Raw genomic sequence first — 17,021 nt, 5'->3', positions numbered from 1 at the left:
TGCACAAGGTCATTCGTTGGGTCTTCGGGGTCTTGCATTCGCAGAAGCCCTTTGACCCCAAACTGACATAACTCCTCAACCTGCTTGACTTCAACCTACATGCACAGTATCTACACCAAACAGCGCTTCTTTACGAAACGGATTCCATATTAGTTCTTAGTTTGAAACCAACTCCGAAATCGTAGCCCACGCTCCTCGCGTGTCGAGGTAACTGGATGCATAGTTTTGGCAGAGCAATTCTTCACTCAAAAACGGGTCGTATTTCTCGCTGATCTTGTTTCTCACCGTTGCAGCTAGCACAACAGGATTGACGGGAGGTTTAGCGGCGATCGCCCTCAATTCCTTCAACACCTTCGCAGGCGTTGTCTCTTCAATAGTGAGGGCGATCGCATCCCTTCCCACCCGCAACCCCTTTGCTTGGAGCTGCACCAGGATTGTATTCATCACCAGGTCGCCTTTCCAGCAAAACAATAGTGTTTGCTGCCCGTTGGATAACAAAGGTGTATTTGCAAGGTGAAAGCGATTGAAGTTAGTTCTGGCTTCGCTAAGCAGATCGTGGGCGATCGCATCTAAAAAGATTGGCACTTCTTTGGAAACATAGAGCCTGTACATTTCCTCTCGAATGCGATCGTGAATCCAGCCGCGATTGCCGCTGAAACTGGGAACGCGTCCAGCAGCAGCGCGTTCTACATCGACAATGCGACGTTCCTGATCGACTGCCAAAACGCGCCAGCGGTGTCCAGCAAAAATTAGGTAAAGTCCTTCAGTTAAAGGATATTCAACGGGCAAGGTGCCTAATGTTTTGCCGTGAGTCACGATGCGGTATTCTTCGGGCGTTTGAAAGGCAGTGAAAAAACTGTAGTGATTCACTAGTTTTTCCCCTTTCAAACCCAGAAGAAGTAACCCTTCCTGAGTTTGCTGAATCAGATCTTGCGCTCCCAAACAGCGCAACAGTTGAATAAATAAAGCCTGATCAACAGCGGTAAAAGCTCCCTTCTGGCAAAGTGTTTCCCATGCCTGTTTTGCTCTCACACCTCCTCTTTCAGCAATGAGTGATAAAACCTGTTGAATCAGGGTTGAGAGATGCAGTTTACTCACGATAGGTGGTTCACACCAGCGCTCTAGCAGCAGATTGACAATGGCGATCGCCTGCATCAGTTCAGGGTGCAGTGAGTCTTGAGGAGAAGTGTAAGGTGTCACTTCTGGCTCTGAAATGTAGAAGCGCATGATTGCCGCATCGCCTTCTCGCCGTCCCGATCGCCCCAACCGCTGACGAGTACTGGTGACCGAAAAAGGCGCACCCACTTGAGCAATCGAGGTCATAGAACCGATGTCGATTCCCATTTCCAACGTGGTGGTGCAAACAACGGTAGTGGGGCGATCGCCCTTCAACGCTTGCTCTGCCTCTTCCCGTAAATCTTTAGAGAGACTGCCGTGATGGGGTAAAAACTCATTGGGGAGTTTTTGCTGTTCACATAATCGACGCAGGCGATCGGCATATGCTTCCACATCAGCCCGACGATTAATAAAAATGAGATTGTTTGTACCGCGCAACACCTTAAACAAATGGGCTGCAATGTCTGACTTATCTCTGGATTCAGCAGTTTTAGTTGCTTCTGTATCGACTTCAGTTTCTTCCTCATCCTCCAAGTCAAAGAGATCGGGGGCAAGTTCGCGATAGCCGCGCACCTGAATCTTGAGTTCCTGTCCTTCATCGTCCTCCGGTTGAATCAGCAAGACCTTCTCACCTTCACCAGAACGGATAAACTCTGCTGCCAGCCCCATATCGCCTAGCGTCGCACTCAAGCCAATGCGAGGAACGGCATGTCCTGCAACTTGCTCCACTCGATGCATCAGGCTTTGCAGTTGTTTGCCTCGCTCTGCACCAATAAAAGAGTGCAGTTCATCAATCACGAGATATCGCAATGCCTGAAAGATTCCCGCCAGTTCGTATCCGCGCCGCACAAAAAGCGCTTCTAAAGACTCTGGCGTAATCAGCACTACACCAGACGGATGCTTGAGCGCTCGTTGCTTTCGCCCTGCATCAATATCTCCGTGCCAGGGGTGAATGGGAATCTCCAACAGTTCTCCCATTGCAGAAAGGCGACGATATTGGTCGTTGATCAGGGCTTTTAGCGGACTAATGTAGAGAACCTGAATTCCGCTGCCAGTCTCATCCATTAACTTGGAAAAGATGGGCAGAAATGCCGCTTCTGTTTTGCCGCCTGCGGTTGCAGCGGAGAGAATTACATCGCGTTGGGCTGAAAGAATGGGGGCGATCGCCTGTTCCTGAATATCGCGCAACTCCATCCACTGTTGCTGCCAAATCCAGCGCTGCACCCGTTCATGCAGTTGGTCAAATCCAGAGGAGATGGAGCGATCGGAGGAAGACATTTGCAGCTATCTCATGAGTTATGCATCGAGCAGTACGATAGAGCATGTTAACTAGCCAGCACTTTAGTCAAAGTTTAATTTTGACTGGTTTTCGTCAACATGATTTCTTCATGATGGATGGAATATTGGTCGATTATGACTCTCGTGGTATGAGCGGCAAGCCAAATAATATTCGTTTATTCTGTGCAGAAGAAAAACAGGCAAATTACTTCGATCAAGTGAAGAATGCTTTCTAGATTAATTTATGGATCTTCTAAAATGCCAAATTCAGTTAGTTCTGTCCTGGTTTCCCTAACTGAACTGTTTCTGAATTGTAGTAGCGCTGCAAGTTTAAAGCGTTGGGTTTCACTCTACTCCACCCAACCCACGGTTTTACCGTCTAACTGAATGTCTCTAAGTTGTAGGTTGGGGTAGAGATACGAAATCCAACACCCGAGGAGCTCCTTTTCAAAAGCGTAGTATTTCTTAGAAATGACTCACCAGCTATTAGTCAATCTTGCGTTTTTGCTGTCTCGTCCTACAGGTACGAGTACTTATGCGTTAAACCTTTTGTCTCACTTAAAGTCACTCAATCCTTTACTCCTTACGGCTCAAACGGTCGAAGGGCAAGAGTGCTATCCAATTCCAGCGGGACAAACCGCAGAGCAAGGGTTTCGAGGGCATCTCAAACGACTAATTTGGACCCAGCAGCAGTTGCCCAAGATTTATCAGGAGTGGCGATCGCCCCTGATCTTCTCCCCTATTCCAGAAGCTCCTTTATTTACGAACTGTCGCTTCGTCGTCACAGTTCACGATTTGATTCCGATTCGATTTCCTAAACAATTTTCTCCCCTGATCCCCTATTACCGTTATTACGTGCCCCAGGTTTTGCAGCAGGCACAGCATTTGATCTGTGATTCTGTTGCGACGGCTGAGGATTTAACTCACTTCTTTCAAATTCCAGCCAAAAAAATTACGCCCATCCTCCTTGCCCACAATGCTGAGCACTTTCGGTTCTTGGATTTACCCACCCGCAATTATTTCCTTTACTTGGGTCGCAGCGATTCCTATAAAAACCTTCAGCGCTTAATTGCTGCATTTGCTGCCTTGCCAACTTGTAAGGACTACGAACTGTGGCTAGCAGGACCAACTGATAAGCGCTACACCCCTCAACTCATTGCTCAAATCGACCACTTAAATCTCTCTGCTCAGGTCAAGTTTTTGAACTACGTTGACTATGCAGAATTGCCTAAGGTGATTAATCAGGCGATCGCCCTCGTTTTTCCCAGCCTGTGGGAAGGATTTGGGCTACCCGTCTTAGAGGCAATGGCTTGCGGAACACCTGTGATTACTTCCAATGTGTCTTCTTTACCAGAGGTGGCAGGCGATGCAGCTATTCTGGTGAATCCTTATGAAGTGGCTGAAATCACAGAAGCAATGCAAACGGTTGCTTCGGATGCGGGAGTGCGATCGCAACTTCGTTCGGCGAGTTTAGCTAGAGCTAGTCAATTTAGCTGGGAAAAAACTGGGCAACGGACTGCTGAGGTGCTTCAGCAATTTTGTTGATTTTGGCGCAACTTATACCAATTTGATTTGAAAAGGATGCAGATGCCCGCAGGGGCGAATGGCCATTCGCCCTTACAAGGAGTTGATATGTCGTGAAATCTATTTAAATCGGTATTAGACCTGCTGCGCTTCAAAAAGTGGTTTATGCAGAAACCCTTTTGATTTGAGAAGATGATTGTTGATTTGTTGCTTAAGGAAGAAGAATGCTAGCCAAGCGAATTTTGCCCTGTTTGGATGTCAAAGCCGGACGGGTAGTTAAAGGCGTTAATTTTGTCGATTTGCGCGATGCTGGCGATCCAGTGGAGCTAGCGCAGGCATACAACCAGGCAGGGGCAGATGAACTAGTGTTTCTCGATATCACTGCAACCCACGAGGATCGCGACATCATCTATGACGTGGTTTACCGAACTGCGGAACAGGTTTTTATTCCGCTGACGGTGGGAGGTGGCATTCAATCCTTAGAAACAATTAAAAAATTGTTAAGAGCCGGAGCCGATAAAGTCAGCATTAATTCGGCGGCAGTGCGTGACCCAGAGCTCATCGACCGAGCCAGCGATCGCTTTGGCGACCAGTGCATTGTGGTGGCGATCGATGCCCGTCGTCGCACTGATCCTGCTAATCCGGGTTGGGATGTGTTTGTCCGGGGTGGGCGAGAAAATACAGGATTGGATGCGATCGCTTGGGCTGCTGAGGTCGCGCGTCGGGGTGCTGGAGAACTGCTGGTAACCAGCATGGACGCAGACGGAACGCAGGCTGGCTATGATTTGGAGTTGACCAAGGCGATCGCCAACCAGGTTCAAATTCCCGTAATCGCGTCAGGGGGAGCGGGCAACTGCGAACACATTCACGCCGCCCTCACCGAAGGAAAAGCTGAAGCCGCTTTGCTAGCCTCACTGTTGCACTATGGACAGCTTACCGTCGCTGAGATCAAGCATCATCTGCAAGCTAATCAAGTTCCTGTCCGCCTAACATAAGGTCTGCATTTTCAGAACCGGCTTCTTAACAAGTCTTCCGCCAAAAGGAGGACACTTCCATGAGAAGCTGTTACAATACGTAAAGTATTACATTTCGTTACACTTTACGTTCTTTAGATGTTCTTTATTCTGATTGTTGTCATTGGTCTAGTCGCCTGGGCCTTGCATCTAATGCAAGAGGCAGTCGAAAGCCGCGAGTTTTCTTTGATGCTTGCTGGCTTTCTGGTCTCTGCTGCTGCTGCTGCGATGATGGCTGTCTATTTCTTAATGGGTCACTACGTGGGTTATATGTCCCAGATGGCTCAGCATGCCTACTTGCACGATCAGTTTCTAGAATCTCAGGCACAATTTGATGATTCAATTTGGACGGTCGATTTGAGTGCTGTTCTCAATGATGGCTATCCTGAGCTCCGTCCCCGTTCCTGATGTATTAGAGGGCTGGAGTACGGACAACCGAGTTTTTTAGATTCAACCAAGCTTTTACGTCAATGTGGAGCAGACAAGAGGTCTGCTCCACATGAATGTTTAGAGGTGTTTTTCTTTCCTGAAGGTTGAGCTTTCAAACCAGCGTTTCAACCTTCGGACTTGAGAGTTGTAGATTAGAGAGTTTCTATTCTCCCTTCGGGCCCGTCACCATTTGCAGAATGAATGGGTGTCCACCAGCCTGGTGATAGCGGTCTGCCCAGGCTCGAATCACTTCGTCTAATTCTTCTAGTGCCTGGTCGATGCGTTCAGGCGGAATGTCTAATTCCTCTAAAATTCTCACGACTTTGGGCTGGCGATCTGCCCAGTCCTTCATCAGGCGGAAATAACGGGCTGTGTCTTCCACCATGATGTAGGTGCGTTCTTCCTCATCTGCTGGAGAGTAAGAGGAACGGGTCAGCGCGTAGAAGGGCATTCCCCAGGGTGAGTCAATCCGAGTGACGGTGCCAGAGTAAATCAGCCGTCGCTTGATGTGCTCTGCCAACGCTTCACTCAAGGGCATCGCGCGGTCTGCTGGCACATCTTCTTGCGATCGCGTGTGCAGAAACTCGATGATGTCCATGAACTGGAAAGAGTTAATCAACTGTGCGTCAGGCAGATTGTCTGGTAGTTTCTCTTCAATCTGACGCTTTTCGTCCGACGTGAGGCTAGTTCCTGGGATTCTAGCCCGTCCGGGCTGCCAGGGGTATTGCTCTAGCCAAACGTAAGGCAGTTGAATCAAGTAGCGTGGCTCTTGGGAGCCAAGCATTTTTAGTAGTTTGCCCTCGGTCAATGCTTGCCGCACTTCTTCAACAATCACCTTGACCCGTTTTGGCTCAATGTGATGAAGATGACCGGTCATCCGCAGGTTTTGCCCCTGCTCTAGATAGGTCATGTAGATAGCGCACTTAGCGGCAGTTGCGGCTGCGTCCAGGAAGGCACCATGTCGATGTCCACTGGTTCGCATGGCACTAAATGCCAGGTAAAGCATGATCTGATCCATGGCGCTAGGGCTGAGGCGTTTGATCAGATCTATGTCGTTGCTCATCTTAAAGGCGATCGCGCAGTGTGTGGACAATGAATTGATTGACTTAAGCTAACTTCTGCCTCTGTAGCTAGGCAGATTAACCGTCAAAGCATCCTTAGCTTAAATCATCCCGATAACGTTAGGCACTGATCTTACTCACTTAAATTGGCTTTTTTTGCTCAGAAATGGGCAGAAAACCAATTCGCATTTAAGGCAAGATGGATCTACAGCAGATCAGTTGCTCTGGCACCCTTAGCGTAAATGAAAGGCAGTTTAAGGTCGCTCTCTAACAGGATAGAATTTTTGACCCTGACCTGGCAGACATTGATGTATCCCTTTTCACGGTATTTCAACTGAGTTGTTTTGGCAGAGACAAATATCTCACAGAGAGAAATTAATTGCGTCAATAAATTCCGCATCTCTGACAAAACTTATTCCTAGATTAAGGGAGAACGACGAACTATTTAGGAAGTTTTTGGACAAATGCTAGGCTGACTGACAATCAGTTAGCATGTGTTAAGCGCATTGAGCTGTGTCTCTGCGTCCGCTGCCCCGATGAAAGAGTTGGACTTGAGGACGCTCAGATGCAACAGATTGATTCTCTAGAGCAGCCAAAGATGGCATAATGTGGGAGGAGTCGCAGTTATCTTCTTTAGAACTGGCAGCCACTACAGCTAGCAGAAGACTTGCTGAAATAACAGAGGCGAGGATGGACATGGGAAGTTTCCGTCTCAGAGTTTCTAGTTCTTGATACGGAAGTTTCTAGAGTGAATCAGGAAAAGTCGCTGAGGTTACCTCTAGGGGCTACCTTTAGCGATCGCCTCACTTCCTTCCACTAAAATCCAATTGCCTGCTGGATTCACCCTTCCCTTAACCTTAATGAATTGTCCAGTTATATAAGCAGCTAGCTGTTGATTGACTTGCGGCTCCAGTGTGACCAGTGAAAAGGTTTGATTTGCGAGAGAAAGGGGGGCGATCGCAACAAACGCATAGTTTTGCTCATCCTTCCGCTCAAACTGCCCAGACAAATCCTGGGAAGAGTTACTTAGTCCAGACAGACTCGCTGCATGGGTTGAAGCCTCTGCCAGAGGACAGTTACCATCAGCCGGATAAGTATCTGGATGCTCAAGGTAATGCTGCTGCCAGGTGCGCCATTCAGGATGGCTGGGCGGCAGATTAAACAGTGGGATCACTGCAGCAGGAGCAGTTGGGTCATCTAGCAACGCCTCCTGCAAAGCCTTGACAGACAAATCTCTGGGCTGACAGTTTTGCTCAACGCAAAGCGCAGCTGCCATGCCTGCGGCTTGCCCGATCCCCAAGACAACGGGTTGCAGTCGGGTTGCTCCATTGGCGATGTGAGACACAGAAATATTTTTTTCGCAGACTAGCAGTCCATCCGCCGTTGCCGGAATTAGACAGCGATAAGGAATGGTAAAAGGCGTACCTGTCCAGCGTCCACCCCAGCGGATTGATTTGGGTTTCAGCGGAAATTCAACACCGGGATAATGGTGGTCGTTGGCGTAGTTGCCGAGGGCGATCGCCTCCACTTCCCCCTGCTCATTAATTGGCAGAGGTGCAACCTGTCCCTTTGGCAGCGGCAAAATGTCTTGCTCTATAACGGTTGCTAAGCCCTGTAGCCGACGGCTCTCTCGGTAGTAAGGATGCAGCGCAAAGGCACCACCTGCTAGCTCTTTGCCATCTTTTGGAAAAATATCGTCTGCCAGTCCATAGCGCCTACCCAATTTTGTTTGAATGAATCGAGCAAAGCGTTGAGTGTGCCAGCGAGCTTCCCACAAAAAGGCTTGTTTGCTCAGGGCAGATTGCACCAATCGTCCAACGCCTTCTGCATAATCATTGCCGTTTTGCGGCCAGTTGATCATGAAGCGGTTTCCCGGTAAGCGCCCGTAGTTCAAAAATTTGTCTGCGCCGTAATTTGTCCAGGCATCTTCAAATTGCTCTGCCCGACGGATAGGCGGAGCCGAAATCAGCGGTACGTCTGCGCCTTCACCAAAGTCCTGCATAACCACAATCCAGGTAGGAGCCTGGACTGGATACCGCTGGGTTAAGTCGTTAGGCTCGATCGGCGCACTGGGCTCTCCCCACTCTGACTGATATTCCCATCCCCAGCGATGGGGCACTTCTGCCAGGGGCAACAGGTCGCCTAGCTCCGTTCCATCTAAGGTTATTTGTGCCTGAACCGTCAGATCGCTAAATCGAACGCCTGTGACGCTCTCGCCTTGCTTGAGGACTTCTAGGGGCGATCGTCCCGTAATCCATTGCAGGTTGGGCAACTCCTGCACCCAGTCTGCAAAGATCTCGGCACCCACACGCGGATCGTAGGTAAAAAAGCTGACCCAGGCATGGTCTAACCCCTCCGGCTGCCGCTGCAATTTCTGCAAAAATGCACGCCAAATTCCGGTTTGAAATGCCGCCAGCTCATTCCCATCTGGAGCCGAAACGCCTGCCGAAGTCAGCATTCCGCCTAGCCAGGGAAACTCACTCACGAGAATCGTTTGTGCCCCTCGCCTTGCCGCCTGAATTGCTGCTGCTGTTCCACCCGTGCCGCCGCCGACTACGAGAATATCTGTGGTGAGGGTTTGCATAGGGGGGAAGGACTGCCAACAATGCTAAAGTCTATCCCAGAACCAGAGGGCACTAACGATGAAGGCGCAAGTTTTTAGAGGGGTTAATCAACTCAGTTATGAAGAGGTGCCTACGCCAGAAATTGCCTCGGATGAGGTGTTGGTGCAGGTGCGTGTGGTGGGGCTTTGTCAGTCTGATATTAAAAAGATTCGCTATCCGCTGTATGAGCCACCTCGAATTTTTGGGCATGAAACGGCAGGGATCGTTGCTGCGGTTGGCTCTGAGGTAAAAGAGTGGCAGGTTGGGCAGCGGGTTGTGGTGATGCACCATATTCCCTGTATGCACTGTGGCTATTGCCTCAATGACAATTTTTCGATGTGTGACGTTTATAAGAATGTAACGACGACTGCGGGGTTCACGCCCAGTGGAGGTGGCTTTGCGGAATACGTTAAAGTGCCAGGGCACATTGTGCAGCATGGTGGGCTGATCCCCATTCCCGATGACATCAGTTTTGAGCAGGCTAGCTTTGTAGAGCCAACAAACTGCTGTCTGAAAGCGGTGAAAAAGGCACAGATTGCACCTGGACAAACGGTTTTGGTGACGGGAGCCGGACCAATCGGGCTGATGTTTATCATGCTGGTGAAATATTTTGGGGCGAAGGCGATCGCCACCGATCTGCTCCCGAGCCGCATCGAAAAAGCCTTGAGCGTAGGCGCTGAAGCTGCCTTTGATGCGCGTGATCCCAACCTTGCCGCCAAAATAAAATCGCAAACTCAGGGAATGGGCGTTGACACAGCCCTGCTGGCAGTCCCCAGTGAAAAAGCTTTCTTTCAGGCATTAGACTGCACTCGCAAAGGTGGCAAGATTCTATTTTTTGCCGAGTTTCCTGATGAGCTGGAGATTCCGCTGAATCCCAACACGCTTTATCGACGGGAGATTGACCTGATGGGGAGCTACAGTTCCTCGTATCGGGTGCAGGCGTTGGCGGCTGATATTGTGTTTAACCGTCGAATTGATGTGGATGCGCTAGTAAGCGATCGCTATCCACTCAAAGATCTGTCCGCTGCGGTAGAACGGGCTGTTGCCCCAACCCCAGAGACGCTGAAGATTTTGTTGTATCCCTAATAGTAAGGAGTGACATCTTCGCCACAATCGTCTGCTAGATAGGACAATGCCCGAAAGCGGAGTCCGACAAGCTGTTCGTAGAGCGGGTTGAGCTTGCACAATGGCGGAATGTGAACGACTTTGTGCCCAAATACATTCACGTCTCGCTCAAACGGGCACTGAGACGGGATCATCTTGCACAGGAAGCGGGCCACTCTGGGGTCAGCAATTTCGAGCTGATCGAGCCATTCCCGTACTGGGCGCAAGGGAGTGATTGCCTGCTCACTGCCTCCTGGTGCAGTTGTAGCTTTGGCAGCGTTAGCCTGTGCTTCTATCTGACGTTCGGGCAGCGTCAGGCAGAGGGTTTCTAAAACGGCGGTGGGTTGCCCTAAAGCTTGGCAGAACTGCCTCAAGGTTTGGTCTTCAGGGCTGGAATAGGTGCCATCGGCGATCGCGACCATCACTGCTGTTCGGAGGAAATTTTCTGCTGTTTTAGCGTCATTCCCTAAAATGGCAGCCAGTTCATTAGCGGCGATCGGTTCTAACGCTCCTAGATCCGTTTTGGGATCTAGTTCATCCTGAGTCAGGCTAGCAATCAGGTCTTTTTCTTCCTGGTCAAAGTGTCCGTCTGCCCAGGCGATCGTCAATAGCCCTCGTAACCAAACTGAAATCTGTTCGCTTGTGTAAAGATGAGCAGCACTAGCCATAAAACCCTTGAGTAGTAAGCTTCTTGAGCGTGGTCAGATTCTAACGTTCATCGCCCACACTGCTTCATACACTAGCTGTAAACTTAAAGGCTAAAAGCAAGCCCGTTGTAAATTTAAGGATTTTTTCGAGTGCTCCGCAAGAGTTCATCCTACTTGTTGTCGCCTTAAGCTATGTCTTCTCAGTGCTGATTGGAGTGCTTTTCTTCAAAGAGGTATTGCCGCTCAGCCGCATGGTTGGAGTTGGGTTGATTATGAGCGGTGTCGTTTTAGTAGTTTGGAAGCATTAGGGAAGGGGCTAGACACTGATACACTAATTCATGGTTTTACCCGTTGGAGTGGCGATGGAAATAGGTCAGAAAGTGCGTGTGTTTCGGTTGCGCGATCGCGCCCCGCAAGCAGTGATTGATCGGCTCGGTCAAACTGGAGCGATCGAAGGCTACAAAATGGTGGATGGTAGTGGTGTTGGCTTGATAGTCCGCTTTGAGGACAAATTTGCCACCTGGTTTTTTGAGGACGAAATTAAACCTGTTCAATAATGCCAGGAGCCAAACAGCTTGGGCGATTCTTGGTGTGGCTCTGTTCACCCAAAGTCGCCCAAATAGGCAATGCCTGAACTGATCTCAACTTAATTAGATATGCATCCTACCTGACCCGATCGGTACGATAGAACACAGGTAATAACTATTAGGTATCTGGGATAGGAATTTGGGATGGCTTTGATTTTGACGTTTCTCGGTAAAGGCGGAACGGGTCGCACGACGATGGCGATCGCCGCTGCTAAGCAATTTGCCCAGCAAGGCAAGCGAGTTTTGTTAGCAGGGCAAGATTCTAGCCCTGCATTTGGTCTTTTGGTAGGTAAACCGCTAACCGCTGATCCGCAGGAGTTGTCTAGCAATTTGCAGGCGGTTCAGTTTCGCGCCACAACTATGCTAGAGCGCAGCTGGGAAGAACTGAAGCAGCAGGAAGCACAATATTTGAGAACACCCTTCTTCAAGGCGGTGTTTGGGCAGGAGCTAGGGGTGTTGCCTGGGATGGATAGCGCTCTCGCACTCAATGCCATTCGAGAATATGACGCGAGTGACAAATATGATGTGATTGTCTATGACGGTACAGGCGATCAAGCAACCCTCCGAATGCTAGGAATGCCAGAAATTGCAAGCTGGTATATTCGTCGCTTTCGTCAAGTCTTTGCCGATTCAGATTTGGGCAAAACTGTATCGCCTTTCCTGCAACCGCTCGCCGGTGCCGTTCTCAACGTCAACTGGTCAGCTGGAGGAGATGCGTTTGCTCAACCTGCGGGGCAAGTTAACAACTTGCTCGATCGGGGTAAGGAAGCAGTAGCAAATCCAAGTCGCGTTGCAGCTTATCTAGTGACATCTGAAGATGAGGGGGCGATCGCCACTGCCCGCTATCTTTGGGGCGGCGCTCAGCAGGTGGGGCTGACGGTTGGAGGCGTTCTGCTTAACCAATCCACTCCATCTGAGCGGATTCGCCAAGAATTTACGCCACTGCCTGTATCTACCATTCCAACTCGGACAGGCGACAACTGGCAACCGCTAATGGATGCTTTGCCCAATTTTGCTGACGCGACCCAAGCACCTAAACCGATTGCGGTTAACGTTAGCGATCGCAAAGTTGCCCTCTTCTTACCTGGATTTGACAAAAAGCAGGTGAAACTCACCCAATACGGACCAGAAGTCACCATAGAAGCCGGAGATCAACGCCGTAACGTTTCTCTGCCTCCAGAATTGCGCGGTAAGCAGGTGACGGGAGCCAAGTTTCAGGACGGCTATTTAATTATTTCCTTCTGAGCTTAATCATCGGTTGAATATGTGTTGATGGCGATCGCTTCTGAAGGGTGGGGGCGATCGCCATCTAACCATCAAATTCTCAAGTAAAAGATTAACTGGGTTGTGCCATTGAACGAACCGTCAAAATTTCATCAGCACGTAAAGCTTCTATTGCGGAGAGCGGTACCACTACAACAGCAATAGATTCCCCAATAGCATTAAAAACCTCTAATATACAACCTTCTTTTTCACCTTCAGGGTGAGGAACAAAATCAATCAGCGTTGTGATATCGCCTGCTTTAAGCTGGTGCTCCGGCAAATCACGAGTGAGGGTCACTTCCTGATAAAGCTTAAACGTCATGACGAAATCTTTTTGAGAGGTTTAAGGGTTACAAACTGAAACTGGTTGTCGATTTGTCGCTGTAGCCAAATGATAACAACTGGCAGTTTTATTCCGTTAACGCCAATCAACTCTCCCTCAACTCGGTAAAAAATTCCGTATTCGTTGGTTCCATCTTCAATTGCTTCGCCTGATTTAGTAAGCGATTGGATAGCTGACCGCAGCTTATCTGAGTTATCCAGAGTGAATCCAGCCTGCCCTAAAAATTTAGATTTATCGTTTCTTACTTTATAAATCAGCAGGTATTGGATTAATTTGCTATCTGGAATAATGGCATCGTCAGGAATTTTCACCTTGAACTACCCAAATGTTAAGCGACAGAAAAGGGCGATCGCCCCTACTCCTCCAAAACCTCAACTAGATCTTCAATGCTGATATCAAAAGCACGAGCTATTTTTTGCACAGCAGCAAGGTCAACCATATTCATGCCGGGGTGGCGAGCATAGCTTTTCACAGTGTTGTAGTTAACTCCAGAACGATTAGCGACTTCCTTGATCGTCCAACCTTTTTCGGCAGCGAGTTCTCGAATTTTTAGCCTGACTAGACCCATGCTTGAGCTTGACAAGGGTGGAATTCCACCCTTTAATGAGTGAGAAGGTGGAATTCCACCTTCCATGTACATACTAAGAGCGATCGCCCTTCTAGCCTGGAAAACTTGGGAGCGATCGCCATCCAACGTATCCCACAGACGTGGGAAAGGATTTGCTTATGATACCAATGTCGGAGCCTGGGTTAAAGGGTTCAGGGCGAAGAGTGGCGATCGATCCCTGGTGTGTGGTGCGGCTGTTGCCCAATTCCCAACGATTTGTGGCGGCTCGTTTTCATCGGCGCAGCGATGCGGATGGCTATTTGCAGGTGTTGCGGCGATTGTTGCCGATGGCTCAGTATGAGATTGTGTTTGAAGCGATCGCACCTGAAGAGGTTGAATTGGAGGTATCTCGGCTAGAGCAAATAGTTTAAGTGGGAGCGATCGCTTCTAAGACTAAGCTAGAGATATTGAGCCCAAAAGCATGTAGGGGCTTAGCATTCGGCAGACAGACCTTGTGACAGACAAGAGTTCTTGCCCGAATGCTAAGCCCTTCCGGGAATCTGCCGTTACACAAAGATCCTCTAAAGAATTTGCCTTCCAAATTTGGGATAGAATACTGAATCGCTGACGACAGCACCTAAATTACTTCACCTTCAGAGCGATTCATGGCACACTACCGCGTTACGTTGCTTCCTGGCGATGGCATTGGTCCCGAAATTATGGCAGTCGCGGTAGACGTGCTAAAGCGGGTGGGGCAGCAGCTTGAGATTCAGTTTGAGTTTCACGAAGCGCTAATGGGCGGAGCGGCGATCGACGCAACGGGTAACCCTCTGCCTGCCGAGACGCTAGAAACTTGTCGCGACAGTGATGCCGTTCTGCTAGCGGCGATCGGCGGTGCCCAATGGGATTCCTTACCCAACGATCAGCGACCCGAACGTGGGCTGTTGGGTTTACGGGCGGGACTCGGACTGTTTGCAAATCTGCGTCCGGCTCAAATTTTGCCGCAGTTGGTTGATGCTTCGACTCTAAAACGCGAAGTGGTCGAAGGCGTGGACATCATGGTTGTGCGAGAGCTAACGGGTGGAATTTACTTTGGGCAACCGAGGGGAATTTTTGCTACCGAAACGGGCGAAAAGCGCGGCGTGAATACGATGGTCTATTCTGAATCGGAGATTGACCGAATTGGACGGGTGGCATTTGAAACGGCCCGCAAGCGCAGCAAAAGGCTTTGCTCTGTCGACAAGTCAAATGTGCTGGAAGTGTCTCAACTGTGGCGCGATCGCATTACTCAACTTTCCCAGGAATATCCCGACGTAGAGCTATCTCATTTATATGTAGACAATGCTGCGATGCAGCTTTTGCGCTACCCCAAACAGTTCGACACGATTGTCACAGGCAATCTGTTTGGCGATATTCTCTCAGATGCGGCGGCAATGCTAACTGGAAGTATTGGGATGCTACCGTCAGCCAGTTTAGGAGCGTCTGGTCCCGGAGTATTTGAGCCTGTTCACGGTTCCGCGCCGGATATTGCGGGACAGGATAAGGCAAACCCAATCGCCCAGGTGCTCAGTGCTGCGATGATGTTGCGCTATGGCTTGAATGAACCGGAAGCCGCGAATCGAATCGAGCAGGCAGTGTTGAAAGTATTAGATCAGGGCGATCGCACAGGCGATATTATGTCAGCGGGAATGAACCTGCTCGGCTGTCGAGCAATGGGAGAAGCGATCGTCAAGGCATTGGGTTAAATCCTAATCGAATACCTTTACAAGGCAGAGTTTACAGAACTCTTGCTGTAAGGGTGCAAATCAACTAGAGTCTAGCTAACGAAAGTGAGGGTAGGTGGGTGGTGTACACATCACAGCAAAGTTTTGTCACGCAAAGTGTGGTTAAGCAAGGTGCAGGCACTCAAGCACCAAATCAAATTGAACCGATGGATTTTTCAGCGCTGCTTGATCCGTCGCTATTGCAAGCAGCCCGACAGATTTATTGCACCTTTTACGAAGTTCACCCAGAGCAAGAGCGTCCGCTGGGAGTGGCGATCGACCGTTTTACCCATCGCGGCAAGCTGATTTTTACCGGAAAACCCGTTCTACTGCCACAGGAATGCTTTGTGCCGCTCAATCAAATTGAGTCAGAGATGCGCTGATCGCAGAGTCATAAGTTGAATAGAGTTTTAAGCTGCTAAAGCGCGTTGTTTCAGAGCTTGAAATGGTAATGCGTTTCTCTAAAGTCGGTTTTCTTCTGGTTACAACTCTCCTGGCTGTTAGCTTTTCCCAAGTAATTTTCCCAACGCTAGATGCTCCCGCTTTGGCTCAGGCAATTGATCCGCTTGAGGCAAAAGATGAGCGTGCGACAGAAGCCGATGGGCTGTTGCAGCTAGGTCGAGGACAGGCTGAATCACAGCCCGAAGCGGCAATTCAACTTCTGCAACAGGCGATCGCCCTCTATCAACAAATTGGCGATCGCTCTCGCCAAGCAGAGGCTTTGAGTTCGCTGAGTCAGGCTTATTACTATTCAAGCCAAGATGAGCAGGCGATCGCCGCCGCCCAGGAAGCCATATCGGTTGCTCAAGCATTGGGCGATCCTGCTCAGGAGCGATATCACTTAAGCTTCTTGAGCCAGCTTTACAACGTTTTAGAACAGCCTGAGCAGGCGATCGCGGTGGAGCAACAAACCCTAACCCTTGCGCGAGAAGAAGACAATCGCCATCAAGAAGCAGGGACGTTGAATGCATTAGCATCGCTTTACTCACAGCTAGAACGCGATGAGGAAGCTATTGAGTTTTATCGTCAGAGCCTAACCCTCTCTCAATCAATTCATGATCGATATGAGGAGACAAAGGCGTTACAGGGGTTAATCAGTGTGTACAACAGGTTGGAACAGCCTCAGCAGGTAAGGCAATTGACTCAGCAGTATGCTGGGCTTGTCCAGGGTAATGCTCTGCTGGAAAGCATATCGGATTTTCCTCCTCAAGCTGCTCTGCTGCTCGCTCAAGAAGCGGTCAGTCTTTATCAAGAACTGGGCAATCGTTACGGAGAAGCTGAAAGCCTGAGCCGCCTGGGTTATATCCACGCAGGTTCAGGAGAATATGCTCAAGCCATTGAGATAGTCCAGCAGGCTTTAGCGTTAGCTGAGGAAATTGGCGATCGCCTCACTGAAGCAAATGCTCTAGCCACCTTGGGAGAGTCTTATACTGCACTGGGGCGATATGAAGAGGCGATCGCTGCCTATCAAAAGCGGGGAGTTTTGCTTCAGGAGAGGGGCGACCAGGCTGGATACGGATTTGTTCTGGACGACTTGATCGGAATCTACACCACCTTAGGGCAGACCGAACAAGCCCAAGCATTAGCCCAAGAACGCGGTACTCTTCCCTTTTTTCCTACATTACCTCTACCTACACCAGTGCCACCCTTCCTTTACCCGCGAATTTCTCCTGATTCACTGGCAATCCCTCCTGATTCACTGGCAATTCCTCAACCTATTCGCCTCCCTTATCCCTAACCCCA

19 protein-coding genes are annotated in these 17,021 nt (G+C 49.6%); 11 read left to right on the top strand and 8 right to left on the bottom strand.

Annotation, left to right across the window (positions count from 1 at the left end; genetic code table 11):
• Positions 1–156: 156 nt before the first annotated feature.
• Entirely contained in the window at positions 157–2,394 is a 2,238-nt protein-coding gene (locus tag H6F93_RS05270) for a DEAD/DEAH box helicase (protein ID WP_190679602.1), read from the bottom strand.
• Between the two features lie 44 nt (positions 2,395–2,438).
• On the opposite strand from H6F93_RS05270, the gene H6F93_RS05265 reads away from it, so the two are divergent.
• From H6F93_RS05265 to H6F93_RS33835, 4 genes are all read left to right on the top strand, one after another.
• On the top strand, positions 2,439–2,630 hold the full coding sequence (locus H6F93_RS05265; protein WP_190679601.1) for a hypothetical protein: 192 nt from the start codon (positions 2,439–2,441) through the stop codon (positions 2,628–2,630).
• 235 nt (positions 2,631–2,865) lie between these two features.
• The gene (locus tag H6F93_RS05260) at positions 2,866–3,939 is read left to right on the top strand and encodes a glycosyltransferase family 4 protein (RefSeq protein WP_190679600.1); all 1,074 of its coding nucleotides are present in this window, start codon (positions 2,866–2,868) and stop codon (positions 3,937–3,939) included.
• Between the two features lie 203 nt (positions 3,940–4,142).
• Positions 4,143–4,913 carry an imidazole glycerol phosphate synthase subunit HisF gene (gene hisF / locus H6F93_RS05255; RefSeq protein ID WP_190679599.1) on the top strand — a complete coding sequence of 257 codons (771 nt, stop codon included), beginning with the start codon at positions 4,143–4,145 and terminating at the stop codon, positions 4,911–4,913.
• 117 nt (positions 4,914–5,030) lie between these two features.
• Complete coding sequence (locus H6F93_RS33835) at positions 5,031–5,339, top strand: hypothetical protein (RefSeq protein ID WP_242042571.1); 309 nt, start codon at positions 5,031–5,033, stop codon at positions 5,337–5,339.
• A 184-nt stretch (positions 5,340–5,523) separates the two neighbouring features.
• Here the strand turns inward: H6F93_RS33835 and hetR are convergent, their stop codons facing one another.
• From hetR to H6F93_RS05235, 3 genes are all read right to left on the bottom strand, one after another.
• The gene (gene hetR, locus H6F93_RS05245) at positions 5,524–6,453 is read right to left on the bottom strand and encodes a heterocyst differentiation master regulator HetR (RefSeq protein WP_524537897.1); all 930 of its coding nucleotides are present in this window, start codon (positions 6,451–6,453) and stop codon (positions 5,524–5,526) included.
• 465 nt (positions 6,454–6,918) lie between these two features.
• Positions 6,919–7,119 carry a hypothetical protein gene (locus tag H6F93_RS05240; RefSeq protein ID WP_190679598.1) on the bottom strand — a complete coding sequence of 67 codons (201 nt, stop codon included), beginning with the start codon at positions 7,117–7,119 and terminating at the stop codon, positions 6,919–6,921.
• Between the two features lie 80 nt (positions 7,120–7,199).
• Complete coding sequence (locus H6F93_RS05235; protein ID WP_190679597.1) at positions 7,200–9,005, bottom strand: FAD-dependent oxidoreductase; 1,806 nt, start codon at positions 9,003–9,005, stop codon at positions 7,200–7,202.
• Positions 9,006–9,063: 58 nt separating this feature from the next.
• Here H6F93_RS05235 and H6F93_RS05230 point away from each other — a divergent pair, with 58 nt between their 5' ends.
• Entirely contained in the window at positions 9,064–10,110 is a 1,047-nt protein-coding gene (locus H6F93_RS05230; RefSeq protein WP_190679596.1) for a zinc-dependent dehydrogenase, read from the top strand.
• Here the strand turns inward: H6F93_RS05230 and H6F93_RS05225 are convergent.
• Positions 10,107–10,796 carry a Mo-dependent nitrogenase C-terminal domain-containing protein gene (locus H6F93_RS05225; protein WP_190643034.1) on the bottom strand — a complete coding sequence of 230 codons (690 nt, stop codon included), beginning with the start codon at positions 10,794–10,796 and terminating at the stop codon, positions 10,107–10,109. The two genes, H6F93_RS05230 and H6F93_RS05225, sit on opposite strands and share 4 nt — an antisense overlap.
• A 317-nt stretch (positions 10,797–11,113) precedes the next feature.
• Between H6F93_RS05225 and petP the strand changes: the two genes are divergently transcribed.
• Both petP and H6F93_RS05215 read left to right on the top strand, forming a co-directional pair.
• Entirely contained in the window at positions 11,114–11,332 is a 219-nt protein-coding gene (gene petP, locus H6F93_RS05220) for a cytochrome b6f subunit PetP (protein WP_242043313.1), read from the top strand.
• A gap of 174 nt (positions 11,333–11,506) precedes the next feature.
• Complete coding sequence (locus H6F93_RS05215) at positions 11,507–12,607, top strand: Get3/ArsA fold putative tail anchor-mediating ATPase NosAFP (RefSeq protein ID WP_190643033.1); 1,101 nt, start codon at positions 11,507–11,509, stop codon at positions 12,605–12,607.
• A gap of 91 nt (positions 12,608–12,698) precedes the next feature.
• On the opposite strand, the gene H6F93_RS05210 is transcribed toward H6F93_RS05215, so the two are convergent.
• The 3 genes from H6F93_RS05210 to H6F93_RS35650 are packed head-to-tail and all read right to left on the bottom strand — an operon-like array spanning position 12,699 to position 13,662.
• On the bottom strand, positions 12,699–12,947 hold the full coding sequence (locus tag H6F93_RS05210) for a DUF4926 domain-containing protein (protein WP_190679595.1): 249 nt from the start codon (positions 12,945–12,947) through the stop codon (positions 12,699–12,701).
• The gene (locus tag H6F93_RS05205) at positions 12,944–13,279 is read right to left on the bottom strand and encodes a DUF6883 domain-containing protein (protein ID WP_190679594.1); all 336 of its coding nucleotides are present in this window, start codon (positions 13,277–13,279) and stop codon (positions 12,944–12,946) included. The genes H6F93_RS05210 and H6F93_RS05205 overlap by 4 nt, the downstream gene beginning before the upstream one ends.
• 44 nt (positions 13,280–13,323) lie before the next feature.
• Positions 13,324–13,662 (bottom strand): helix-turn-helix domain-containing protein, encoded by a 339-nt coding sequence (locus H6F93_RS35650; RefSeq protein ID WP_242043312.1) that lies wholly within the window; start codon positions 13,660–13,662, stop codon positions 13,324–13,326.
• 32 nt (positions 13,663–13,694) lie between these two features.
• Here H6F93_RS35650 and H6F93_RS05195 point away from each other — a divergent pair, with 32 nt between their 5' ends.
• From H6F93_RS05195 to H6F93_RS05180, 4 genes are all read left to right on the top strand, one after another.
• A complete protein-coding gene (locus tag H6F93_RS05195; RefSeq protein ID WP_199313495.1) occupies positions 13,695–13,946 on the top strand; it encodes a C2 domain-containing protein in 252 nt (83 codons plus the stop codon).
• 234 nt (positions 13,947–14,180) lie between these two features.
• The gene (gene leuB / locus H6F93_RS05190) at positions 14,181–15,260 is read left to right on the top strand and encodes a 3-isopropylmalate dehydrogenase (RefSeq protein ID WP_190679593.1); all 1,080 of its coding nucleotides are present in this window, start codon (positions 14,181–14,183) and stop codon (positions 15,258–15,260) included.
• Positions 15,261–15,361: 101 nt separating this feature from the next.
• Positions 15,362–15,661 (top strand): hypothetical protein, encoded by a 300-nt coding sequence (locus tag H6F93_RS05185; RefSeq protein ID WP_524537896.1) that lies wholly within the window; start codon positions 15,362–15,364, stop codon positions 15,659–15,661.
• A 62-nt stretch (positions 15,662–15,723) separates the two neighbouring features.
• Positions 15,724–17,016, top strand: a complete 1,293-nt coding sequence (locus tag H6F93_RS05180) for a tetratricopeptide repeat protein (RefSeq protein WP_206755704.1) — start codon at positions 15,724–15,726, stop codon at positions 17,014–17,016.
• Positions 17,017–17,021: the final 5 nt, after the last annotated feature.

It is taken from the genome of Leptolyngbya sp. FACHB-671 (assembly GCF_014695745.1).
Taxonomy (GTDB): Bacteria; Cyanobacteriota; Cyanobacteriia; order Elainellales; family Elainellaceae; genus JAAUTN01.
The sequence above is the reverse complement of the archived record's forward strand: the minus strand, read 5'-3'. Positions and strand labels throughout refer to the sequence as shown.